General features: G+C 59.0%; 21 protein-coding genes. 10 read left to right on the top strand and 11 right to left on the bottom strand.

The features are described from left to right. Positions 1-184: 184 nt before the first annotated feature. Positions 185-502, top strand: a complete 318-nt coding sequence (locus WB650_RS15235; protein ID WP_423961068.1) for a hypothetical protein — start codon at positions 185-187, stop codon at positions 500-502. Here the strand turns inward: WB650_RS15235 and WB650_RS15230 are convergent, their stop codons facing one another. The 8 genes from WB650_RS15230 to glgX are packed head-to-tail and all read right to left on the bottom strand — an operon-like array spanning position 503 to position 12,801. Then, entirely contained in the window at positions 503-1,561 is a 1,059-nt protein-coding gene (locus tag WB650_RS15230; RefSeq protein WP_423961066.1) for an ABC transporter ATP-binding protein, read from the bottom strand. A gap of 12 nt (positions 1,562-1,573) precedes the next feature. Next, positions 1,574-2,413 (bottom strand): carbohydrate ABC transporter permease, encoded by an 840-nt coding sequence (locus WB650_RS15225; RefSeq protein ID WP_422305789.1) that lies wholly within the window; start codon positions 2,411-2,413, stop codon positions 1,574-1,576. Continuing rightward, positions 2,410-3,261, bottom strand: coding sequence for a carbohydrate ABC transporter permease (locus WB650_RS15220; protein ID WP_423961064.1), 852 nt, complete (start codon positions 3,259-3,261; stop codon positions 2,410-2,412). Before WB650_RS15220 ends, WB650_RS15225 begins: the two co-directional genes overlap by 4 nt. Beyond that, positions 3,258-4,445, bottom strand: a complete 1,188-nt coding sequence (locus WB650_RS15215) for an extracellular solute-binding protein (RefSeq protein WP_422305792.1) — start codon at positions 4,443-4,445, stop codon at positions 3,258-3,260. Before WB650_RS15215 ends, WB650_RS15220 begins: the two co-directional genes overlap by 4 nt. 28 nt (positions 4,446-4,473) lie before the next feature. Beyond that, positions 4,474-6,270 (bottom strand): glycoside hydrolase family 15 protein, encoded by a 1,797-nt coding sequence (locus WB650_RS15210; protein ID WP_423961062.1) that lies wholly within the window; start codon positions 6,268-6,270, stop codon positions 4,474-4,476. After that, complete coding sequence (gene treZ / locus WB650_RS15205; RefSeq protein ID WP_423961061.1) at positions 6,267-8,036, bottom strand: malto-oligosyltrehalose trehalohydrolase; 1,770 nt, start codon at positions 8,034-8,036, stop codon at positions 6,267-6,269. The genes WB650_RS15210 and treZ overlap by 4 nt, the downstream gene beginning before the upstream one ends. A gap of 2 nt (positions 8,037-8,038) precedes the next feature. Next, positions 8,039-10,687: a malto-oligosyltrehalose synthase gene (treY, locus tag WB650_RS15200; RefSeq protein WP_423961059.1), complete on the bottom strand. Its 2,649-nt coding sequence runs from the start codon at positions 10,685-10,687 to the stop codon at positions 8,039-8,041. Beyond that, the gene (gene glgX, locus WB650_RS15195; protein ID WP_423961057.1) at positions 10,684-12,801 is read right to left on the bottom strand and encodes a glycogen debranching protein GlgX; all 2,118 of its coding nucleotides are present in this window, start codon (positions 12,799-12,801) and stop codon (positions 10,684-10,686) included. The genes treY and glgX overlap by 4 nt, the downstream gene beginning before the upstream one ends. Before the next feature lie 446 nt (positions 12,802-13,247). Here glgX and WB650_RS15190 point away from each other — a divergent pair, with 446 nt between their 5' ends. The 3 genes from WB650_RS15190 (at position 13,248) to WB650_RS15180 (ending at position 14,777) form a co-directional block, all read left to right on the top strand. After that, the gene (locus WB650_RS15190) at positions 13,248-14,312 is read left to right on the top strand and encodes a sugar phosphate nucleotidyltransferase (protein WP_423961055.1); all 1,065 of its coding nucleotides are present in this window, start codon (positions 13,248-13,250) and stop codon (positions 14,310-14,312) included. 61 nt (positions 14,313-14,373) lie between these two features. After that, positions 14,374-14,538 (top strand): hypothetical protein, encoded by a 165-nt coding sequence (locus WB650_RS15185; protein ID WP_422304286.1) that lies wholly within the window; start codon positions 14,374-14,376, stop codon positions 14,536-14,538. 11 nt (positions 14,539-14,549) lie between these two features. Beyond that, on the top strand, positions 14,550-14,777 hold the full coding sequence (locus tag WB650_RS15180; protein WP_422304285.1) for a hypothetical protein: 228 nt from the start codon (positions 14,550-14,552) through the stop codon (positions 14,775-14,777). 296 nt (positions 14,778-15,073) lie between these two features. On the opposite strand, the gene WB650_RS15175 is transcribed toward WB650_RS15180, so the two are convergent. Both WB650_RS15175 and WB650_RS15170 read right to left on the bottom strand, forming a co-directional pair. Further along, a complete protein-coding gene (locus WB650_RS15175; RefSeq protein ID WP_423961052.1) occupies positions 15,074-16,735 on the bottom strand; it encodes an APC family permease in 1,662 nt (553 codons plus the stop codon). 399 nt (positions 16,736-17,134) lie between these two features. Further along, positions 17,135-17,890 carry an alpha/beta fold hydrolase gene (locus tag WB650_RS15170; RefSeq protein ID WP_422302602.1) on the bottom strand — a complete coding sequence of 252 codons (756 nt, stop codon included), beginning with the start codon at positions 17,888-17,890 and terminating at the stop codon, positions 17,135-17,137. 74 nt (positions 17,891-17,964) lie between these two features. Between WB650_RS15170 and WB650_RS15165 the strand changes: the two genes are divergently transcribed. The 6 genes from WB650_RS15165 to WB650_RS15140 all read left to right on the top strand — a co-directional run bounded on the left by WB650_RS15165 (position 17,965) and on the right by WB650_RS15140 (position 22,506). Then, positions 17,965-18,612, top strand: coding sequence for a protein-L-isoaspartate(D-aspartate) O-methyltransferase (locus WB650_RS15165; protein ID WP_422302600.1), 648 nt, complete (start codon positions 17,965-17,967; stop codon positions 18,610-18,612). 70 nt (positions 18,613-18,682) lie between these two features. Then, positions 18,683-19,450, top strand: coding sequence for a peptidoglycan DD-metalloendopeptidase family protein (locus WB650_RS15160; RefSeq protein WP_422302598.1), 768 nt, complete (start codon positions 18,683-18,685; stop codon positions 19,448-19,450). Positions 19,451-19,507: 57 nt separating this feature from the next. Further along, a complete protein-coding gene (locus WB650_RS15155; protein ID WP_422302596.1) occupies positions 19,508-20,029 on the top strand; it encodes an adenine phosphoribosyltransferase in 522 nt (173 codons plus the stop codon). Between the two features lie 3 nt (positions 20,030-20,032). Next, positions 20,033-20,950 carry a cation diffusion facilitator family transporter gene (locus tag WB650_RS15150; protein ID WP_422302595.1) on the top strand — a complete coding sequence of 306 codons (918 nt, stop codon included), beginning with the start codon at positions 20,033-20,035 and terminating at the stop codon, positions 20,948-20,950. A 9-nt stretch (positions 20,951-20,959) separates the two neighbouring features. After that, the gene (locus tag WB650_RS15145; protein ID WP_423961049.1) at positions 20,960-21,595 is read left to right on the top strand and encodes a cysteine hydrolase family protein; all 636 of its coding nucleotides are present in this window, start codon (positions 20,960-20,962) and stop codon (positions 21,593-21,595) included. Continuing rightward, positions 21,595-22,506 carry a redoxin domain-containing protein gene (locus WB650_RS15140; RefSeq protein ID WP_422303448.1) on the top strand — a complete coding sequence of 304 codons (912 nt, stop codon included), beginning with the start codon at positions 21,595-21,597 and terminating at the stop codon, positions 22,504-22,506. The genes WB650_RS15145 and WB650_RS15140 overlap by 1 nt, the downstream gene beginning before the upstream one ends. Here the strand turns inward: WB650_RS15140 and thiE are convergent. Then, complete coding sequence (gene thiE / locus WB650_RS15135) at positions 22,454-23,137, bottom strand: thiamine phosphate synthase (RefSeq protein ID WP_423961047.1); 684 nt, start codon at positions 23,135-23,137, stop codon at positions 22,454-22,456. The genes WB650_RS15140 and thiE overlap by 53 nt on opposite strands. Positions 23,138-23,166: the final 29 nt, after the last annotated feature.

Below are 23,166 nucleotides of genomic sequence, written 5' to 3'. Positions count from 1 at the left end.
AACGCGGGAGAGTTGTGTGTTGCGGTTACATCAAATTTGCGATCGACAAAAATTTTGCACGTTGGTGCTCGCGATACTGATCGCTCTGACAGTCTGGGTGATGTCGACTACGCGCGCCTTCGCCAATCTTTCGCCTGAATTCAGCGGCTCAACGGTAAGCGCCGAAGTTAATCCTCCAATCCAGTTGGCGGAAGCAAATCTCGGCAGTGTCGATGATTACATGCACCAGGATGGTGACGGACCTTCGACTTCGGCCGTTCCATCGCAAGGCTATTCGCAGCCCATTCCGCCGCAAAACTACTATCCTCAAAGCGCGCCGCCGCCGGAGTGGAATAATCGATACGTCGACCCGAACACAGAACGCTCAGCGCTGATCGGTGCCGCTGTCGTCGGTGCGCTCGCCGTTGGATTGTGGGCGTGGCAGCAGCACGAGCTACAACAGAGTCAAAGCCAGCGATATGTTCCTCCACGCCGACACCATCATCCACGTGCGGTGGAATAACTAAGCAGGACCGATCCGCCGGCCCGTCGACGGATCGAACAGATGTGCTCGCGCGGGTTCAAAATACAGCGTCAGACGCGCGCCTGCTTCGACCCGTCGCGACAACTCCGCTCGAATCGGATTACTTCCTAACTTCGCGTAGACGATGTACGTCGCGCCCGAGAATTCGACGCTCTCGACCACGACCTCGATCGCAACGCGCCCGTCGCCCACTTCCGGAGCCAAATCATTCGGACGAATGCCGACCTTGATTTGCGCATAGCCCTCCGGCGCTTTGATCTTAAAATCGACGCCATCGGCGATGAGGCTTGCGCTCGCTGCCCTCTCCGCAACAAAGAAATTCATTGGCGGATTGCCCACGAATGCAGCGACAAACTCGCTCTGCGGCCGATCGAAAACCTCCTGAGGGCCTCCCACCTGCTCGACTCTCCCCTTGCGCATCACCACCAGTCTGTCCGCCAGCGCGAGCGCTTCGACCTGGTCGTGCGTCACGTACACGAAAGTGCGGCCGGTGCGGCGCTGAAAATCTTTCAGTTCGATCCGCAGCGATGCACGCAATTGTGCGTCGAGGCTCGCGAGCGCCTCGTCCATCAAAATGATTTCCGGCTCGCGCACCAGCGCGCGCGCAAGCGCGACGCGCTGCCGTTCCCCCCCTGACAGCTCGCGCGGATAGCGTGTTAGATCGACAGTGAGTCCCGCCTTGGCTGCGCTCTCCTTCACCCGCCGTTCGGTCTCCTCGCGCGCGACATGCCGCAGCTTCAACGGAAACGCGATGTTCTGAAACACCGTCATGTGCGGATAGAGCGCGAAATTCTGAAACACCATCGCGATCGCCTCGCGATGTGTCGTGTTGCCGGCCTGATTCGTTCCGCCGATTTGAATTTCGCCACTGTCAGGAAACTCAAGCCCGGCGATCATCCGCAGCAACGTGGTCTTTCCACATCCCGAAGGACCAAGGAGAACCACGAATTCGCCGCTCTGGACAGACAGCGAAACGTCAAAAATGCCGCCGCCAGAAGGGAAACGACGCGTCAGGTTTCGAACGACGAGGTCTGCCATGTCGGCGGCGCCTTATCGCGAACTCCCTGCCGTCAGCGCTCCGCGCAACGACGGACCCAGCGCGACAACTACACAGATCGCCGGAACCATCATCAGCAGCGCGAGCGCACTGGCGGGACCGACGTTGCCGAACACCGTGTAGTAGTAAAGCAGCGGAGGAAGCGTGCGATTGGTCTGTTGCACGAGCAGTGCAAATCCAAATTCATCCCAGCTCAGGATGAAGCACAGGATCAGCGCCGTCGCGATCGCGCCGCGCGCCATCGGCAGATCGATCGTCAGAAATATTCGCAAGGGCGAGGCACCATCGATCCACGCAGCCTCTTCGATCTCGAGCGGAATCGCAACGAAAGCAGCGTACAAGGTCAGCGCGGCCGTCGGAATCGCGATTGCAGCGTGAACGATCGCCAGCCCGATTCCAGTCGGTGAATCGTAAATTCCAAAAGTTGCCAGAATAATCCCCAGCGGAATCGCCACTGCGATCATCGGCAGCAGCCTTATCCCTGACACCGTAGAAAATCCGACGCGTTGCGCCAACGAGCTGCGCGCCATCGCGTGCGCCAGCATCGCACCCAGCAATGTCGCAATCGCCGCCGAAACCGCCGCGACGCCGAGACTTCTAAGCACCGCGCTGCGAAGCTCATTGACCGCAAACACGCTGATGAAATGTGCGAGCGTCAGATGATGCGGCGTCCAATGCGGCGGCCACGCAAAGGTCTCGAGCTCGGGCGTCACCGCCTGTTTCGCGAGAATGTAGAGCGGCAACGCGGCGCCCACAATCACAAACGCGTTCAATGCGAGGCGTGCGGCCCGCAGACTGCGGTCGGCGGTATCGCCTTTCGCTCCAGGCTTCACGCCAACGCTCCATCGTCGCGCGAGAATCGGCGCGCTGCCACGAGACCGCCGACTCCGATCATCGTGACCATCAGTGCCAGGATCATCGAAGCTGCCATCGCTTCGTGCGGTTTCTGTGCGTCATCCCATAAGCCGTAGGAATAAGTCGAGAGCACAGGAACCCCTTCTGGCCCAGTGAGTACGAGCACGGTTGAGAAAATCCTCAACGCATCGATTCCACGCAGGATCAGCGCTCCAACAATTGCCGGCGTCAGCATCGGCAGCGTGACGAACCTGAACGTGGCGAACGTTCCAGCACCATCGAGGCGTGCCGCTTCGTAGAGTTCGTCGGGGATCGTCTGCAGACCCGCCATCAACATCAGCATCACGATCGGAGTCACGTGCCACGCGTCAACCACGATGACCGTGAACATAGCCAGCGAACTGCGCGGACTCAGCCACGGCAGCAGATGCATCCCGGTCATCGCGATCGCGCCGTTCAAGTATCCGCGCGGCATGAAGATGTAGCGCGCAAGCGTGAGGATAACGATCTCGGGAATCGCGAACGGCAGTATCGCCGCGGTTTCTATAATTGCGGACCGGCTCCGCCGCGCCGTCAGCGCCAATGCCAGCGCGAGTCCCAGTACAAATTCGACAATGACGCTCCCGAACGGCACCAGCAGGTTGTTCGCTAGTGCGCGCCAGAACATCGAATCATCGAAAAGAATTTTGTAGTTGGCTAGCGACGGACCGTTATGATCGAAAGAAAGAATCAGGCCGTTCAACGCAGGCAACACGAGCATCGCGATCATGAAGATGCATGGCACCACGACGAAGACGATGCGAAGTCTCTTTGCGGCAGGATTCACAGCTGTGAACCTGAAGGCGATTGCGCGCAGTCGCATCGGTCATGCGCATCTAGAATGTTGGACCTGACCGCAGAGGCCGGCGCAGCGTCATCGAAGAGCACCGCGCGTATCGCACGCCGCCATTGATCGCTCAGATCGGCATAGCAATCGACCGTCGGACGCGCTCGCACAAACGGTCGCATTGCGGTGTAGCCGGCATAGAGTATCGCGTCTTCGCTTCCGGGCGCCGGCGGAACACTCCCATACCATCCAAGTTCGCGGCTCAACTTCGCTTGCGTGTCCGCCGTCAGAAGATACTCGATGAATTCCGCGGCGAGCTTCGGATGAGGCGCGGAATTCGGAATAGCAAGGTAGCCGCCACCAAGCGCGGTTGCTCTGCCGTCAGGCCCGGCCGGAATCGGCGCGCTCAGATTTACGTTGGGGGCCAGGCCTTTCGTGTGCAGATAGCCAATCGCGAACGGCCAGTTGAAATGAATCCAGACCGCGCCGCGCGCTTGCGCTTCAAGCACCGACATCTCGCGAAACACCGCCGACTCGTCATTCAAGTCCGGCGCCAGTTGCCGCAGAAAATCGAGCGCGCGGATCGATCCAGTCGAATCCGGCGCGCATTCGTTGCCGCCCGCCGTCCACACGAACGGCATCACGTCACAAATCGCGCCCTCGTAGCGCGCGCCTTTCAGCGCGAGCTTGCCCGGATGCTCGCGCGCGAACCGCTCGAGCTCATCCCACGTCGCCGGCGGATTCGGCACCTCAACGTGATTGTAGATCATCGCCTGCCACATCAACCGGTGCGGAACAAAGTAGAGTTGCCGATCGATCGTCGCGGCATCCCACGCCTCTTTTGAAAACAACCCCCGCGCAGTCGGCGACACGACCTTGTCGATCGGTTCTGCGTAACTATGCGCCTCGCCCAGCATCGCGAGATCGAGTTCAATCAGGTCGAGCGATCCATGACTCCCGGCTTGCACCCGCATCGCTTGCAGTATGTCGGTGTAAGTCTGCGCGAACACCTTCACATGCATGTGGTGCTGCGATTCGAAGTCGGCGACGAACGACTCATAGCGCGCGGCTTCGTCAGGGAAGACCGCCAGCGCGATATTGAGTTGATCAGGCTCCGGCGAGGCATGGCATCCATAAAGCAACGTCGCAAGCGCCAGGGCGAGAAGTCGCGTCGATGTTCGCATTGGCTGCCCTCTCGCATCGGTTCGACGATCAATGTTCGGCTCGATGCTCCGCGGGACCTTCAGCCGGCATAATATTGTGCGCCGTGTTGACCAGCGACACATGGCTGAAGGCTTGCGGAAAATTCCCGAGCTGGCGGCGAAGAACGGGATCATATTCTTCGGAGAGCAGGCCGACGTCATTGCGCAGATCGAGCAGACGCAAATAGAGATCGCGCGCCTCCTGATGACGGCCTGCCATCGAATAGTTGTCAGCGAGCCAGAACGTGCACGGAATGAACGCCCCCTCACCCGGCGGGAGGCCGTCGACGCCGGTCTCGGTCGGATATCTGAGCACCAGGCCTTTGTACATAAGTTCCCGTTCGATTGCTGCGACCGTCGACACTACGCGCGGATCATTTGCCGGCAAGAAACCGACCAGCGGAATCATCAGCAGCGACGCATCGAGCGATTTCGATCCATAGTATTGGACGAACGCATTGCGCTCTGGATCGAAGCCATGGCTGCAAACGTCGCGATGAATCTCGTTGCGCAGCGCTCGCCATCGATCGATCGGACCATCGCCGAAGCCGTGGTGAATTTCTTTCACCGATCGATCGACTGCCACCCACGCCATCACCTTCGAGTGCGTAAAATTCCGCCGAGGACCACGCACTTCCCAGATTCCCTCATCAGGTTCCTTCCAGCCCGATTCGAGGAAATCCATCAGCGCAGTCTGCAAGCGCCAGGCGTCATCGTTGCGTTCCAGTTTGTACTTGCGCGCCACGTGCAGCGTGTCGATCACTTCGCCATAGACGTCGAGCTGAAACTGCTGATGCGCCGCATTGCCTATACGCACTGGGCAGCTGTTCTCATAGCCACACAGCCACGGAAGCTCCGACTCAATGAGCATTCGTTCGCCCGCGACTCCATACATGATCTGAGTATCTTGTGGATGACCGGCTATTGCTCTGAGTAGCCATTCGCGCCACTCGCGCGCCTCATCGATATAGCCACAAATCAATAGTGCGTAAAGTGTGAAAGTAGAATCGCGCAGCCAGCAAAATCGATAGTCCCAATTGCGCGCACCGCCGAGACTCTCGGGGAGCGAGGTCGTCGGCGCCGCAAGGATACCTCCAGTTGGCCTATATGTGAGAGCCTTTAGAGTGATCAGCGACCGCAATACCGGCTCTCGCCATTCGCCCTGGCAACTGCAGCGGCCAGACCAGTCTCGCCACCGTTGTTCGGTCGCCGATAGCATCTTGAGCGGATCCGCGTCACCCGGTTCGTCTTCGTGCGAAGGATAACTGGTCAATCTGAACGTCTCAGTTTGACCTTCGCTGATAGTAAATTCGCCAAAGGTCGTATAGTCCTTGCTACTCAGAGGTACCGCGGTTCGGAAGGCGATCGCACTCGGCCCCGAGACCGCGCTGAGACCATAATCGCGTTTTCGCACCCACGGGATCGTGCGGCCATAGTCGAACCGCAAAATTAATTCCGTGCGCATCGGCACCTGCCCCCGAATTCCTTTCACGATTCGAATCACTTCGACCCGCTCCGGGCGCTCTTCAACCGTCATGAAGTCGATGACTGTCGCAACACCGCCTTCAGTCTCGAACTCGGTTTCGAGGATTAGCGTCTCATCGCGATACTTCCGCCGGACTTGCTTGACGTCGCCTTTTGGCGCCAAGAGCCAGTGACCGTTTGTCTCGTCTCCGAGAAGCGCCGCGAAGCATGCGCCCGAATCAAACCGGGGCAAACATAACCAATCGATCGAACCAGTCCGATCGACCAGCGCCGCCGTTCGCAGGTTTCCGATGAGCGCATAGTTTTCGATCGGACTACTCACTCGAACCCTCCCGTTGAACGAGCGCCGTCTTCCGGCGCCAGGATCGCGACGGAGACCGGCGGCAGCTCGATCGCGAGGCCGTCCACTCGAACGCCGTGTTTCGACGCGAGCGCGACGCGCAAGCGATTTGCCTCCTGCGCAATTGGTATGCGTTGCGGACTCGTCGCGAAATTGCAAATCACGAGGGACTCGCCGCGACTTACGCATATCCAGCGCGCTGCTTCGTCGAACTTTACAGCGTCAAGGTTGAGCTCGCCCTTCTCGAAGTCGCGAACGCGTCGGCGAAGAGCAATCAGTTGCCGATACCATTCGAATATTTCGCGATGCTCGTCCCGCTCGCGCTCGTCCCAGTCCAGCTTGGATCGCTCGAACGTCTGCAATGCCTGTGGATCGGGAACCTCCGACGCATCCGCGACGAAATGTGCGAATTCCGCACGCCGGCCTTTGCGTACAGACTCTGCCAGCGCGGAATCCTGATGATCGGTGAAGTACTGAAACGGGCTCGACGCGTTCCATTCCTCGCCTTGAAATAACATCGGGATAAACGGCGACGTCATCAAAAGCGTCGCGGAAATCTTGAGCTGCTCCATAGTCACCAGATGCCCAAGACGCTCGCCCATCGCGCGATTGCCAACCTGATCGTGGTTCTGCATGAACGCGACAAATCGATGCGCCGAAAGCCCGAGCACCGGCCTGCCATGCGTCCGCCGCCGACTCTTCGAATACGTACCGTCGTAAACGAAGCCGCGCGTAACGCACTTCGCGAGCTGCGCGATCGATCCGAAGTCCGCCAGGTAGCCGGCGGTCTCACCCGTCAGGATAGTGTGCAGCGCGTGATGAAAATCGTCATTCCATTGCGCGTCCAGGCCGTAGCCACCCGCCTCGCGCGCCGCGACGATTTGCGGCTGATTGAGGTCGCTTTCCGCGATCACGAACAGATGGCGCCCCACTTCGGCTTCCAGCTGATGAACCTCCGCGCCCAGCTGCTCGAGAAAGTGAATCGCGGAGGCGTCGAAAATTGCGTGAATCGCATCGAGGCGCAGACCGTCGACGCGATAGTCGCGCAGCCACATCAACGCGTTGTCGCAGAAGAATCGGCGGACCTTGTCGCTGTCTCTGTCGTCGAGGTTAACCGCGTCGCCCCACGGCGTGCGATAGCGATTAGTAAAATAGGGACCGAACTTGGCGAGATAGCTCCCCTCCGGGCCGAGATGATTGTAAACGACATCGAGAATAACGCCGAGACCATGCCCATGCGCCGCATCGATGAAGCGTTTCATCGCGTCCGGGCCGCCGTACGAATGATGCGGTGCGAAAAGATCGACGCCGTCGTAGCCCCACCCGCGCGCGCCCGAAAACTCGGCCACCGGCATCAACTCGATGTGGGTCACACCCAGCTCGCGCAGATGGCCAAGACGCTCGATCACGGCGTCAAACGTCCCCGACGACGTGAACGTTCCGATGTGGCATTCGTAAATGATCGCCGACGACAACGTCGCCGCTTGCCATTTCGTATTGCGCCACTCGAAAGCCGAGTGATCGACCGGCCGCGACAAACCGTGCACACCGTGCGGCTGATACGGCGATCGCGGATCGGGCAAAGGCGGACCGCCGTCGAGACTGAAGGCGTAGTCGGCTCGCGATAATTCGGGACTCAATTCCACGCGCCACCATCCGTCGCTCGCCCGATGCATCTCGACGCGCTCATTCGCCGTGACCATCGCGACGCTGGCCGCCGACGGCGCCCACACAATCCGCCGATTCACGACTAGGTTCCTTCGCGCGCGAGCAACGCAACTGGAAATCGACGCATCAGCTCGGCGAGCTTTATGCGTCCGCCACGCAATCGCGCGTCAGTCATATGATTGATCCATTCGCCACGCGGCAGTTCTACTTCAGTGTCGCGCCAATCGCCGCCCAGCTTCGCCACCAGCCGAGGCACGATAGTCACCACCGACTCCCCGCGAATGAATGCGACGACGTGATCGCGGCGGTCTCCGCGAACTTCGAGCGGTTCGATTCCGGCCTTCGCGCCGAACCATTCCGGATGCTGCTTGCGTAGCGCGAGGCCCTGCCGGATGAGCCACAGCTTGGGCATGCCCTCGTCGAAGCGTTTCATAACCTGTTCGGGCGTTGCGCTTCGGAGATCGGCCAGCATTCGTCGTCGCAGATCGAAATCCTGCGGCCGGCGATTATCCGGATCGACCAGCGCGAGATTCCATAGCTCGGTGCCCTGGTAAAAGTCGGGCACACCGGGCGCGGTAATTTTCAGCAAAGTTTGTGCGAGCGAATTTATCCGCCCGGGATGAATCAGCGATGCAACAAATTCATTCAGCGCTTCGATGAAAGCAGGATCGTCGTAGATGCCTTCGATAAATTTCCGCACCGCGTCTTCGTAAGCGGGCGCCGGGTCGGTCCACGACGTGTGGACCTTGGCTTCGCGCGCCGCCTTCTCTGCATATGCGATCAACCGCGATTTTTCGATCGGCCACGCGCCTACCATCGACTGGTATAGATGATATTCAAAATTTCGATCCGGCATCTCGCCGACGCGATGACGTTCGTTGATCGCGGCCCATTGGCTAACCGCGCGGCTCCATCGCTGAGGTTCCTCCGAGAGCAGGAACAGCCGCGCCCGCACATCCTCGCTGCGCTTGGTGTCGTGGGTCGACGTCGCCAGCATCGTGCGCGGCCAATGACGATGCATCTTGCGGCACCACGCGATGAACTCCGCCGGCGCGACGGCGAAGCAATCCGGATCGCCGCCGACTTCGTTGAGCGCGAGCATCCGGTTGAATGAGTAGAAAGCTGTATCCTCGACGCCCTTCGCCATCACCGCCGCCGAAATCTGCTGAAATCGAAGCGCCAGCTCTGCACCCATCTTTCCGCCGGTTTGCAGCGACAGAATATCGCGCATGAAATCGAACAGTCGCGCATCAAGGTCTGGCCGGTACGCTTTGGCCGCCTCGACCGCACTCGATATTTGACATTCATCTTCAGGAGCGACTTCGCCGGACTCCCGAACGTAGGTGCGGTAAATCGGCAGGCACGCCATCGTCGCCCGAATAACCTCGTGCGCTTCGTGACGCGTGTAGTCGCGATGCAGCCGGTCAGCCTCGCACAAGTCCAGCATCATCGCGGTGAGCGTATTGATCTCACTGCCAAGCGTATCGCGCATCGCAAATTGCTTGCGCGCTCGAACCAGCGCGGCATAGTCGGCCGACTCACCGGTGAACTCTCGATAAAAATCCGTCAACGGCTGAGCGCCGGCCGGATCGACAAACAATCGCCCCGTGATATTCAAAAAGTCGTAGCCTGTTGTGCCTTCGATCGGCCACGACTGGCGCAGGCTCTCAGAGCCAAGCAGAATCTTTTCGGCAACGATCCAGGTGTCAGGGCATGCGGCCCGCAAGCGCTGAAAATATTCCAGCGGATCGCGCAATCCGTCAGGATGATCGACCCGGAGTCCCTGCAACCGCCCTTCGGCAACCCACCGCATCACCAGCTTGTGGGTTGCGTAGAACACCCGTTCGTTCTCGATTCTCAGACCCACCAGCGAGTTGATATCGAAAAACCGGCGGTAACCAAGATCCCGCGCCGCCATCCGCCAATACGCGACGCGATAGTTCTGCTGCTCGAGAAATTCGTGTAGCAGCTCGGGGTTGGAGTTCAATTGCTCGAGCACCTGGTCAACCGCATTGGCGGCCGAGGCGTCTTCATTCAGCAGCTTCGCCAACATTTCGGCCAACAACTTTTTGTCGCGATGCCGCCGCGTGATGCTCGCGAGATCGGTCGACGCAGGCGACGGCAATGCGTCGAATCCGTCGGCCAGAAACGCGAGCGCATCGCTTCCGCTGTTCTGCGCCGCCGGAGCAAGAATCTGCCGCAACGATCGCGGCGCAACCGGGAACACTTTGTCGCCGTTGCGCACTTCGAAGGCGCCGCCCTCGCGCACGACCTTCAATTTTCCCGCCTCGAGCAGGATTCCGTATTGATCCTCGAGCACCGGCATCAGCACCGTATTGTGGATGCGGTGTTCCGGCGGTTCCCAATCGACATCGAAGAATTCCGCGTACGCGCTCGACGGTCCATTCTCCAGCACGTCCCACCACCACGGATTTTCGCGATGGATCGCCATGTGGTTCGGCACGATGTCGAGCATCTGGCCCATCTTCGCGCGCTCGAGCGCTGCGCACATTCGATCGTAGGCGCGCTCGCCGCCTAACTCGCGGTTCACCTTCGAGTGATCGACCACGTCGTAGCCATGAGTGCTGCCCGGCGCCGCCTGCAAAAGCGGTGAGCAATAGAGATAGTCGATACCTAGTTCTTCCAGGTACGGAATGATTCCTGCCGCATCCTCGAACCCGAACTGGCTATTCAGTTGGATGCGGTAGGTGGATAGCGGATCGCGATTCACGCAACACGGCTCATCACTACGAGCGAACGTGATTCGATATTGATCTTGGTTCCCGCCGCTCGCTGCCAATTGTCCTCGGCGGGCGCATCCCCGTTCCTGGTATCGAGCACCCGCGTCCAGCTTTGCCCCCAGATTTCCGGCGGCAGTATAAATTCGACCGGCTCCCAATGAGCATTGAAGATTAGATAGAAAGATTGATCGAGCACGCGACGCCCGGCCGCATCGACGCTTGGAATTTCGTCGCCGTTGAGGAACACGCCCAGCGACTTCGCGAAACCGGCGCCCCAATCTTCATCCGACATTTGCTCTCCATCGGGACGAAACCACGCCAGATCGTTCACGTCGCCGCCGCGAATTGATTTTCCCTGGAACCATTTTCGCCGGCAAAATACGGGATGTTCCTTGCGGAACTGGATGAGTTCTTTGGTAAACTCGAGCTGCTTAAGATCTACATTTTCCCAGTCCAGCCACGAAATCTCATTGTCCTGGCAGTACGCGTTATTGTTGCCTCGTTGCGTACGCCCCAATTCGTCGCCCGCGAGCAGCATCGGAACGCCCAGCGACAGGAACAGTGTCGCGAGAAAATTCCGCTTCTGACGCGCGCGCAATACGGTGACCTCCCGATTGTCGCCCGCTGGTCCTTCGACGCCGCAATTCCACGATCGATTATTGGACTCGCCGTCGCGATTCTCCTCGCCATTGTTTTCGTTATGCCGCTCGTTGTAGCTGACCAGGTCGTTCAAGGTGAAGCCGTCATGCGCGGTCAGAAAATTTATGCTGGCGTAAGGCTTGCGCCCCCCCGATTCGTACAGGTCAGAGCTGCCGGTCAGGCGCGACGCAAATTCCGCTATGCCTTGATCGGATCCTCGCCAATAGTCGCGGACGCAGTCGCGATAGCGCCCGTTCCACTCCGACCACAACACCGGGAAGTTGCCGACCTGGTAGCCGCCTTCGCCCAGGTCCCACGGCTCCGCAATCAGTTTAACCTGCGACAAAGTAGGGTCCTGGTGAATGATATCGAAGAACGCGCCGAGGCGATCGACTTCGTGTAGCTCTCGCGCCAACGCCGCCGCGAGATCGAATCGAAACCCATCGACGTGCATCTCCGTGACCCAGTAGCGCAAACTGTCCATCAGCAACTGCAGTGCCCGTGGATGCCGCATGTTCAAGGTGTTGCCGCATCCGGTGTAATCCATGTAGTAGCGCGGATTCCCTTCCACCGAACGATAGTACGCCGTGTTATCGATACCCCTGAACGAAACCGTCGGCCCGAGATGATTACCCTCCGCAGTATGGTTGTAGACCACGTCCAGGATTACTTCGAGGCCGGCGCTGTGCAGCGTCCGCACCATGTTCTTGAATTCCGCCACCTGATCGCCGGCGGAGCCCGCGGCTGAGAAGCGCGCGTCGGGCGCGAAAAATCCGATCGAGTTGTAGCCCCAGTAGTTGGTAAGCCCGCGCTCCAGCAGATGCCTGTCCGCGACCGAATGATGTATCGGCATCAGCTCGACCGATGTGATTCCAAGTTTTTTCAGGTAGTCAATCGCCGCCGGATGCGCCAGCCCTGCATAGGTGCCGCGCAGGTCGGCCGGTATCTCCGGATGCTGCATCGTAAAGCCCTTGACGTGCAGCTCGTAAATTATCGTCTCATGCCACGGGATGTGCAGTTGCGAATCGTTGCGCCAGTCGAAGTAGCGATCGACCACCACGCTCTTCGGAACGAACGGCGCACTGTCGCGATCGTCGCGGCTCAAATCCTGATCGGGATGCCCAATCGTGTAGCCGAACAGCGCATCGTCCCACCGCAGTGTGCCGTCGATCGATTTGGCGTACGGGTCTATCAGCAGCTTCGACGGATTGAACCGATGCCCGTTATTCGGATCATAAGGTCCCTGCACCCGATAGCCATATCGCAAGCCCGGCTTCGCCCCTTGCAAATAGATATGCCAGACACAGTCGGTCTGTTCGGTAATTGCTATTCGGGCGATTTCCAGGTTTTCGTCACGATCATCGTAAAGACAAAGCTCTACGCCGGTCGCGTTTTCGCTGAACAGCGAAAAGTTTACGCCCGCCCCGTCCCAGTTCGCCCCCTGCGGGTAAGGGTTCCCGGGCATCGTTCTGATTGTGCCATTCATGGGAGGACCACATCTCGCCAAGAGATCACAGGTTGCTGTCTGTAGGTGAACACGTTGGGCCGAAGCTGAATCAGCAAGAGCAAGGCCAACAAATTGTTCGTAAACTCTGAGGTTTTTTAAATAGCAGCAGGTAAGATTTACAAACTCCAAAGCTACTATGAATTAATTACCTATCCGCGTCATGAGTGGATCGTAGCTCGTACTGGTAGGCCTACTCCGACGACATCATGATGCAATCGGCTCAGGTCAGATCATGTAATCCCTACTAATCAAGAAAAAACTACTGGCTTCCAACTCAGCATGACCGCTATCCATTGCGGCGCCTCGATTATATCGCGGCATATAGCTTGCTTCATTGCCGCTACATCCGAAGAAAAATCTCGTTGACCCGCCCGACTGAGCATAGACAGGGAGAGATAGTAAAAATGCCCGGAGCGACCAGTCACGATGGGAAACTAGAACCGCGCCTCCTGACGACCTCAAATTTCGATGACTCCAAATACGCGGCATTGATTCTCGCCGGAGGGGACGGCGTACGCCTCAGTTCTTTCACTCGCGAAGTTTTCGGCTATCACCTGCCCAAGCAGTTTTGTCCGCTGTTCGAGGATAAGACCCTGCTCGAACAGACGACGCGTCGGGTCTCGATGCTGATCCCTCCGTCGCAAACCTTGACCGTGCTGAATCGCGCGCATCGGCAGTTTTACACCCCGCTCCTCCATGGAACTCCGTCCAGCAATCTGTTCGTCCAGCCTGAGAATCGTGGCACAGCTACTGCCATCCTGTGCGCGTTGCTTCGCCTTGCCGAGACTGGACACACGGGGTCTGTCGCGATCTTTCCCTCTGATCACTACATCAGCGACGACACCCTCTTCATGCACCATGTTTACACCGCCCTGCGCGCGGTCGAATGCTCGCCCCAGTTGACGGTGCTGTTGGGAATTGCGCCCGACGGTCCTGAGACTGAGTACGGATGGATCGAGCCGGGCTCTCCTCTATCGTTGCCCGCTGCCGGCACCTGCCAGATCAGCCGGGTTCGCCGCTTCCTCGAGAAACCCTCGCGCGAGGTCGCGCGCCAACTGTACGACCGCAACTATCTCTGGAACAGCTTCGTTCTCATCGCGAACACCACAACGCTGCTCTCCTTGATCGCCAAAGCGATGCCTGAATTGTACGCCGCCTTCGCCGGCATCCGCCCATTCTTCGGTGGCGCTGCCGAAGCGGAAATTCTTCAAACCGTCTATCGTCATCTACCTTCCGCGGATTTCTCAGCCAGCGTGCTGGCTGCATTTCCAGCGGAGTTCTCGGTTCTGCCCGTCAAAGGCGTCACCTGGAGCGATCTGGGCGATCCCAATCGCCTGCTCGCCGCCATCTCGAATACCGGACGACATATTTTGGGAGGAAGCCAAAATGTCCCCAGAAGCCAGCCCTTCGCTGTTACCGACAGTCAAGGACAAGCCAGTCGAAGCAAAGCGTTTCAGGATCATCGGTGAGAAATTCCATGGCCCCGAGCTGCGCGAATTCCCGATTGCAACCACGGCGCCGAGCATGCCCGTGGCTATCCGGGACGAAGTCCTCGACCTTTACGCATTTCTCTTTTGCCAAGGTGGATTTCGCAATCTCGGCATGACCTTCGAGCAATTCCTGCTGGTAATCGCCACCTTCAAGCCGGGCGAATTGACCGCAACGATCAGAGAGACAATAGGTCCCAACCCATAGGCAGTAGTCTGATGAATAAAAACGACAGCGCGGCAACAATCGGCGATTTCTTTAACGACGAGCCTGGCTTGCTCGACAGCCAATGGCATTACGTGAGTGTCAGTTACGGCGGCAAACAGATGGGCCTGTTGGTCGAGACCGACAACGAGGATGAGGCATGGGAGGAAGCCGAAGACCTCCGCCGCGCCTTCGGCGACGACGCCAGAATCACCGCCGTCCAACGAGTCATAGTCCAATAACAACCTTGCGATCCTGCTCGGGCCCCAGCCTACTGGTCCCCCTCCCTGCTGGGGCCCGTAACCTCCAATTCCCCTTGCCACCGCAGTGAGAGCAAAGTAGCGCGCCGCGCAACTTGTGTTTCTCACTTTCTCACTGAGTGCAGGCGTCGCCCCTGCCGCCCGCCGCGCAGGTGATTATTCGTCTAGGGTTGAGTCCAGGGAATGAGGTGCCGATTAAAAAAACCGTGCGGGTGGTCCCACCGGTCCCCGTAAAACCTTTGCTGGTGGGCCGACCCGCACAGCGGAGGCACAGTTCATCAAGCAGTTGTGACTTTAGCCGTCAGCGTATCCCTTCCAAGTTTCTTTGAGTTGCGCGAGAAATAGTACGCGCCATATATTCCCCAAATAACCGACAGCACCACTGCAATAATCGGCTCCTTCCAACTTCCAAGTCCTTCCAGAGGCCCGATGATGTAGAACGCCATGCAGCCGAAGTTCGCGATCGCGCCGAATACCGGCACCATCATGTGCTTGAAGCCGCTAAATGAGTGATGCTCGCGGAAGGCCACTATGCAGATGATGTTGGTCATGCCGTAAAGCGCGAACGTGCCAAAGTTGGATATCAGCGTTACCAGCGAAAGTCCGTTTGGCAGCTCAGACAGGGTTGCGTTTGAACCTAAACCCACCGCGTACCAGATGCTGTGGGGCAACGTGGCCATGGTCTTGTCGTCGGGTGCGGCCGAACCACAGAAGAAAAACAGTGCGGCGAAAGCGCCCAATACTGCCGAGATTGTCGCCAGCGTCCAGATTGCGCGATGCGGGGTGAGATTATCGCCGTGCAGCAGACCGAAGTGCTGTGGCACCTCCTCGTCGCGGCCCATCGCATAGGTGACGCGTGCGCCGGTGTTGATGCAGGCCAGGGTCGTTCCGATCAGCGCGAGGAACACAGTCACCGCTTCGAGCAGCATGAACGCCTGGCCGTGACCGGCGAGCAACGTATTTCCGATGATCACCATCATGTCGCCGATCGGCGCGGCCGAGCCTTTGGCGTCGGCCAAGCTATAAGCGCTGTTCATGAAATAGTTGGCGGCGAAGTATTCGATCAGGTACATGAACAGGCACTGGATCGTAATCGAGAGCAGCACCCCTCGCGGGATGTCCTTTGTCGGGTTCCTGGCTTCCTCGCCCAAAGAGGTTATTGATTCGAATCCGACCAGCAGCAGGATTGCGATCGTCGCCTGCAGCATCATCCAGTTGAAGTTGTGCGGCATGATCACCGAGAGCGCGGTCGGATGCGCCGGCGCGTCGCCGTTGAACGCGTAGTGCAGCACCTTGCTCGTGCCGTCCAGGGCCATACCCGTGGAACCATCCGGATGTCCCATCCTGTAGGCGATCGCCAGCGCAGTAAAGAACAGAAGCGCGATCCACTGAACTATGTTGATCACGAGATTGACCATGGTGGAGCCGACCACACCCTTAAACGCGATCCAGGAGATTCCGTAAGCTGAAATAACGGCGATCAGCGCCATGAATACAGGCCCCGGAATTCCCGCATTCATGTAGTTGGGAGCTATGCTGCCGACGATGTATCCGATCATGATGCCGATCGTCGCGACCATCACGCCGGGGTAAACCCAATAGTAGAGGTGCGATGCCCATCCGGTTGCGAACTTAGCGATTCGCGCGAACCTGAAGTTCGTCGAATGGTTGAGGAAGGCCTTTTCCGCGAAGAGATAGGAGCTGCCAGCCCCCGGATAGAGCTTGGCGAGTTCCGAGTAAGAAATCGCAGTCGCGTACGCCAGCAGAATAGCGAAGAAAATTCCAAACCACATCGCCATGCCGGACGGGTACGCATAACCGGCCTGGACTACAAACGTAATCCATAGGAAGGCTCCCGGCGCAATCAGCGCCATCGCGTTGACCGTAACTCCGGTCAATCCCAAGGTCGGTTTCATCTTTGGTTCTGTTGATTCGGCCATCCTTACACCTTTGTGTTTGGGCTCGGGTTGCGCGTTGCTCTCAACTCCCCGGCTAGTTCTAGGACTTTCCCCAATAGATCTCTCTTCCGCCGGACGGCAGCAGGATCTATGCCACTAGCGCCAGTTTGATGAGCAAAAGTAATCGGTGAAGGACGGCTAACGGTAAGCAATCATCAGCTTTGCAAATTGAATTGTTCGACCGCCCACCTCGAACTTGGTCAATTCACAAACAATGCAGCATACAATGCGTGCGATTTCATATTGCAATACACTTGGAACGGCCGGATTCCTCTCAGGCCGTCGATCAGAGGAAGCTAACAGTCATACTTGCTGCAAACTTTTTGAGCAGTGCCGATTGAATAGGCGCTCCATTTTGTACAGTTCTCGCATCTTCGTCTTCTAGAGGGGAGTAGCTCGAAGAAAATCGAGTACCGCCTTCTTGAATCTGGGATCCGCCGGCGCCGTCATGTGGTCGCGCCCTTCGAGCATTACTAGCCGCGCTCCCGGGATTATCTTCGCCAGCGGCTTCGGATCTCCGATCGCATTGTCGTTGGTCCCAACAACAATCAGCACCGGCGTCTGGACTGCCGCGAGCTTGGCGGGATCGAACGGCGAGCGTTCCGCTTCTATCAACGCGGCCAGCGCCTTCAGGTCGTTCGGCATCGACTCCGCGAATCGCCGATACGCTTTTGCCACCGGACTTTTGATCGTCGCCGGATCGTCAGCGCGGTAGGCCTCCGCAATCGCGTCGCGGTCCGCTTTGTCTTCGAGGCCATCGTCGTACGCGATTCCGCCAAGCACTATCGCGCGCCAGCGCTCCGGATGCGACAGCATCAGCTCGATCGCGATGCTCGCGCCCATCGAATAGCCGATCAGAACAGCGCGCTCGATTCCAAGATGGTCCATGAGTCGCGTCACGTCCGCACCCATGCCGGCGTAGCCGTACGCCTCGGACGAATGCGGCTGGTCGCTGAGTCCGTGCCCGCGCACGTCGATTGCAATTACGCGATACTTCTCCGACAGCGTCGCGATCCATCCGGTGCCGCCCCAATTGTGCTCCGCCGTCGAAGCAAATCCATGCACCAGCATCACGGCCTCGCCCGAGCCGGCGTCCTGGTAGTGAATCTTGATTCCCGCCGAATCGAAAAACGGCATCCCCAAATCTCCTGCGCGCAATCTCGCCTGATACCTTAATCGTTGGCCGACGTATCTGTATAATGATGCTGGCGATGGCGATTGATCTCGAAAACGCGCGCGAACGGATGGTGCTCGAGCAACTCGAACGCCGCGGCATCAAAGATCCGCGCGTGCTCACCGCGATGCGCACGGTCCCGCGCCATCGATTTCTTCCCGCGGAGCTCCACGACCACGCCTACGACGACGGGCCCCTGCCGATTGGCGACTCGCAGACAATTTCGCAACCGTACATGGTCGCGCTGATGAGCGAGGTCGCCGAACTGACGGGCACCGAAAAAGTTCTCGAAGTCGGCACCGGCTCGGGCTATCAGACTGCCGTGCTGGCGCAGCTCGCGCGCGCCGTCTATTCCGTCGAGCTCAACCTTCATCTTCACGATCGCGCCAGCGTGATTCTCAACTCGATGGGCGTCGGCAACGTCTATCTCCGATGCGGCGACGGCTCCGACGGCTGGCCCGAGGAGGCGCCCTTCGACGTCGTCATGGTGACTGCGGCCATGCCCGGTATCGCGCTGCCGCTGCTGAATCAGTTGACCCCGCAAGGCCGGCTGATTGCGCCGATTGGCGAAGACGAACTCCAGACCCTGGTGCGCATCAGTCACAAGACCGGGCATTGGAATGAGGAATATTTCGGCGAGTGCCGATTCGTAAAGATGACCGGCAAGCACGGCTTCCAGGATTAGCGTACTGATATTTCCTATTTCACGGGACCCGCAGGGATGTGGTGCGGGGCGGTGACGGACGGCGGATGAAGTGACCCGGGCGGGGACTGAACATACGCGACGAATTTCGCGCGCGAGCGTGGTGCTCGCGCTTGCGATTTCGATCGCGCTCGCCGGATGCGGTGACAGCTCATCGCCTTCGACGCAACTTCCCATCGGTCCGCAGCGCGCAGTGACTCACGTCGTCGCACCAGGCGAGACGGTTTACCGTATCGCGACTGAATACGGCGTCAGCGTTGGACGCCTGATGTCGGCGAACGGACTCAGCGACCCGCGCGAGTTGCGCGTCGGCCAGGTGTTGACAATCCCGGGCGCGTATCGCGCTGTGTCGATCGGGACTGCGTCCAGCGGAGTGCATCGATACGCCGGCGAACGGGCGTCGCGCCAATTCTTATGGCCGGTGCAGCAAGGAGTGGTGTCGTCAGGATTCGGAATCCGCAACGGCGCGATGCACAGCGGCGTCGATATCGCGGCTCCAGTCGGTACTCCCGTGCTTGCAGCCGACAGCGGCGTCGTGATTTTTTCGGGCACACTTCACGGCTACGGCAACACGGTGATCATCCGTCACGACGACGAGTACGCAACCGTGTACGGGCACAACTCGCGCAACCTGGTAAGCGAAGGCGCGCGCGTCACACGCGGACAGGAGATCGGAGAGATCGGGCGCTCCGGACATACCACCGGCGCGAACCTTCACTTCGAAGTTCGTCGTGACAACATCGCTGAGAATCCGCTGGCATATCTGCCCGAGCCCGCGACCTCCGATGGAATCAGCTTTGCCGCGGCCGGTGGCAGCTAGTATCGTTGACCACCGCACGCGAGACTGTTCCATGAAACCAGTGCGATGGAATCAAGGATGACTGCTGAAGAAATCAAAAAACTGATTCGCAACATACCGGACTTCCCCAAGTCCGGGATAATGTTCAGGGACTTCACGCCGCTGATCGCCGATGCGCGCGGTTTCGCCGCTGTAGTCGATCAGTTGGCCGAGCCTTACCTCGGCAAAGTTGACGCTGTGGTCGGAATCGAGTCGCGCGGCTTCATCGTCGGCGCGCCCGTCGCGTATCGATTGGGCGTGGGCCTGGCGATCGCGCGCAAGCCTGGCAAGCTCCCGTTCCATACTTATGATCAGGCGTACGATCTCGAGTACGGCAGCGCGTCGTTGCAGATGCATCAGGACGCGCTCTCCGGCAAGGGGCGCGTACTACTCGTTGATGACTTGCTGGCGACGGGAGGCACGGCCGCGGCAGCGACTCACCTTGTTGCAAAGCTCGGTGGCAACGTGATCGGATGCGCGTTCGTGGTCGAGCTTGACGCGCTCAAGGGACGCGAGCGCCTCGCGCCAGTGAACTGCTTCTCGCTGATCCACTATGATTAAACAATGCGAACCCCGATCGACAATCACGAACCGCGCGCGCCTGCGCGGTCGGATCAGCGCCGCCTGCTAGTCGTCCTCGGCGTCACGTCGGCATATCTCCTTAGCGAGCTCGTCGGCGGCTATCTGACCGGCAGCCTCGCGCTGTTGTCCGACGCAGTCCACATGCTCACCGACATCGCCGCGCTCTGCCTTGGAATGCTGACGTTGTGGATCTCGACGCGGCCCGCATCATTGGCGAAAACTTACGGCTACATTCGCGCGGAAATCCTCGGCGCACTGCTCAACGGCTTGTTCCTCTGGGTGCTGGTGGTCTTCATCTGGATCGAAGCGTTCGAGCGGCTGCGAAACCCTCGTCCAGTCTCAGGGCTGGCCGTAATGGCTATCGCACTCGTTGGAATCTGCGTAAATGCTTTCGCCGCGTGGATGACCTCGACCGAGTCTCACGGCGGTCACAAGCATGGAATGGCGATGCGCGCCGTATTCGTCCACGTCATTTCCGATCTCATCGGCTCGATCGGCGTGCTCGCTTCCGGCGCGTTGAATTATTTCACCGGATGGATGCAGGCCGACCCTGCCGTGAGCATATTGATAGGAGGCCTGGTGCTGTACGGGTCGTGGGGGCTCGTGCGTGAGGGCGTGGATATCCTGATGGAGTCAGTACCTCGACATATCGACCTCAACGAAATGCGCACCGACCTGCTCGCCGTCAGCGGTACCGAAGAAGTCCACGACCTTCATGTCTGGTGTCTGACGACGCGGCAGATCGCGCTGTCAGCGCATGCGGTGGTCGCGGCGGACGCGGATCGCGATCGCGTGCTCGCCGAAATGTGCCATTTGCTCCAGAGCAAGTTCGACATTCATCATCTTACGTTGCAGCTCGAATGTAACAATCGGCGCGAGCACGAGCCCGAGCATTTCTGAGTCGATCTGATGAAATCTGATCAGACAATATTTTACGACATCAACACTCAGCGAGACCTCGTTCTGCACGACGGCAAATTTCATATCGAGGGTGCTGAAAATCTCGTGCCGACGTGGAAGGCGATTACCGATCTCGCGCGCGATCAGAAAGTGCGCATCGTATGCTCGGTCGACTGTCACGTTCCCGGCGATCCGCAGCTGAAAAGCTGGGGCGGTCCATATCCCGATCATTGCATGGCAGGCACGCCCGGCCAGGAGAAAATCGACGAGACCAAGCCGCTCAATCCTCTGACGCTGGAAACCCGGGAATACACGCCGGACGAAATTCAAAAAATCCTCGACCACAAGGGAGAGATCGTTTTTCGCCGCCAGCAATTCGAGAAGCTTGCCGACAACCCTCACCTGGGCGCCATCCTGCGGCTCGTGCTGCATCCATACCAGGACATCGTAATATACGGCGTCTACACCGAGGCATGCGTATCGCGCGAGATCGCAGCGCTGGTAGGGGTCGGCCCGAAACTCCATATCGTCACGGACGCCGTCGCGATTGTCGGCACCGAGTCGCCAACCTTCCACGAAAAATTGCAGCAGGAGGGCGTCGAGCTGATCACCTTTGAGGATTTGAAGCTGCGGATGCTCAACTGATGGCCGACTCTGAACCGCTCGACCGCGACGCAGATGACGAGCACGCTCCGGAATTTTACGACGAGCCCTGGATTACCCCGCCATTCCAGCCAATCCGCGCGATCGCTGCGCTCATCCTGATAGCGGGCGGCTTCGGACTCTACGAATATGTATTGGTATCGTTCTGGTCGGTGCCGTGGATGGGCATTCACGAACGAATCCCATGGCCCGCGTTCGCGATCCTGGCAGCCGCGATGGTGCTCTCGATTGCGGGACTGCGACTCGCGCTAGGACTGTATTCGCCGCACGCAAAGCTGGGATTCGGGTTGTTCGCATTCCTGGCATGCATCGTAGTCGGTGCAGGCGGGGGCAGATTCGTCAGTTATGTGATGCGCGCGACGCTCAATCCGCCATTCACCCTGAAGCTCGCGGTCGGACAACAATTCCCAAGCTTCGCGCTCATCGATCAAAATGACTCGATTCATCACGGACCGGCATCCGACACGGGCGCGACGTTGATTTATATTTATCGCGGCGATTACGATCCGTTCGCGCGATTCGAGCTCGCCGAATTAACCGCGCACCGTGAAGAGTTTAACCGCGCCGGCCTCGACACGATTGCTATCAGTACCGACCAGGTCGAACGATCGAAGATGCTCGCAGGCTTCCTGCGCACAAAAATCCCGCTGCTGAGCGACAACAGCGAATCGCTCATCGCGCCGCTCGGTCTCGTGCAACACCATCGCAACGGCGAACCCGACAACGCGATACCCGCGTTCCTTATCGTCGATCGAGATGGCGTCGTACGATGGATCTTCACGTCGCCCTACTATCGCGAACTGCCGCGACCCGACACTCTTCTCGACGCCGCGAAATCTGTCATTGCGCGCGAGTCGACGACGCATCCAGCGCCCGCAGCATTTCCGCAGTAGCTAGAGCCGGCGAATCAGCCGCAAATATCGCACCGATCGATGCCACTCCGGCCGGCCGCGCCGTGTCCTCAAAAGACGCGAACACCTCGCGCGTGCGATCAGCTGTCATGCCGCCGAGCGCGAACACTGGAATCGCACCCGCTCTGCATGCCGCTTTCAGGCCGGTCACACCCCATGCCGGACCGGTCGCAGGTTTGGATAGCGGATCGAAGACAGGCCCGAAGACCGCGAAGTCGGCGCCCTCGCGAGCGGCACCTGATACGTCGGGCGGCGAGTGACTCGACACTCCAATAAGCCTGCTGCGACCGAGCAGCTTGCGCGCCATGCTGACGCCGATCGAATCGAACGGCAGATGCACCCCATCAGCATTCGCCGCAATCGCCACATCAACCCGATCGTTCACGATCAGCGGCGCATCAGCGCGCGTACAGATTTCCCGAAGCCGAAGCGCGAGTTCGTAGAGTTCACGCGCCGGCAAATCCTTTTCGCGAAGCTGCAATGCGACGGTCCCCGGCGCCGCAGCCGACAGCGCGGCTTCGCACGCCGAGATCAGGTCACCACTCTTTACGACGCGTCGATCAGTAATCAGATAAAGCCGAAATCCCGCCGCGCGCAACTTTGCGTTTCTCACTTTTCTCACTGGGTGCAGGGGTCACCCCT

This window comes from Binatus sp. (SeqCode) (assembly GCF_049584895.1).
GTDB lineage: Bacteria > Desulfobacterota > Binatia > Binatales > Binataceae > Binatus.
The sequence above is the reverse complement of the archived record's forward strand: the minus strand, read 5'-3'. Positions and strand labels throughout refer to the sequence as shown.

Coding starts and splice junctions, on each gene's coding strand:
- WB650_RS15190 (WP_423961055.1), top strand. CDS start 13,248: ATGCCCGGAGCGACCAGTCACGATGGGAAACTAGAACCGCGCCTCCTG.
- glgX (WP_423961057.1), bottom strand. CDS start 12,801: ATGCCCGGGAACCCTTACCCGCAGGGGGCGAACTGGGACGGGGCGGGC.
- WB650_RS15215 (WP_422305792.1), bottom strand. CDS start 4,445: ATGCGAACATCGACGCGACTTCTCGCCCTGGCGCTTGCGACGTTGCTT.
- WB650_RS15180 (WP_422304285.1), top strand. CDS start 14,550: ATGAATAAAAACGACAGCGCGGCAACAATCGGCGATTTCTTTAACGAC.
- WB650_RS15140 (WP_422303448.1), top strand. CDS start 21,595: ATGGCCGACTCTGAACCGCTCGACCGCGACGCAGATGACGAGCACGCT.
- WB650_RS15230 (WP_423961066.1), bottom strand. CDS start 1,561: ATGGCAGACCTCGTCGTTCGAAACCTGACGCGTCGTTTCCCTTCTGGC.
- WB650_RS15155 (WP_422302596.1), top strand. CDS start 19,508: ATGACTGCTGAAGAAATCAAAAAACTGATTCGCAACATACCGGACTTC.
- WB650_RS15175 (WP_423961052.1), bottom strand. CDS start 16,735: ATGGCCGAATCAACAGAACCAAAGATGAAACCGACCTTGGGATTGACC.
- WB650_RS15150 (WP_422302595.1), top strand. CDS start 20,033: ATGCGAACCCCGATCGACAATCACGAACCGCGCGCGCCTGCGCGGTCG.
- WB650_RS15145 (WP_423961049.1), top strand. CDS start 20,960: ATGAAATCTGATCAGACAATATTTTACGACATCAACACTCAGCGAGAC.
- WB650_RS15165 (WP_422302600.1), top strand. CDS start 17,965: ATGGCGATTGATCTCGAAAACGCGCGCGAACGGATGGTGCTCGAGCAA.
- WB650_RS15170 (WP_422302602.1), bottom strand. CDS start 17,890: ATGCCGTTTTTCGATTCGGCGGGAATCAAGATTCACTACCAGGACGCC.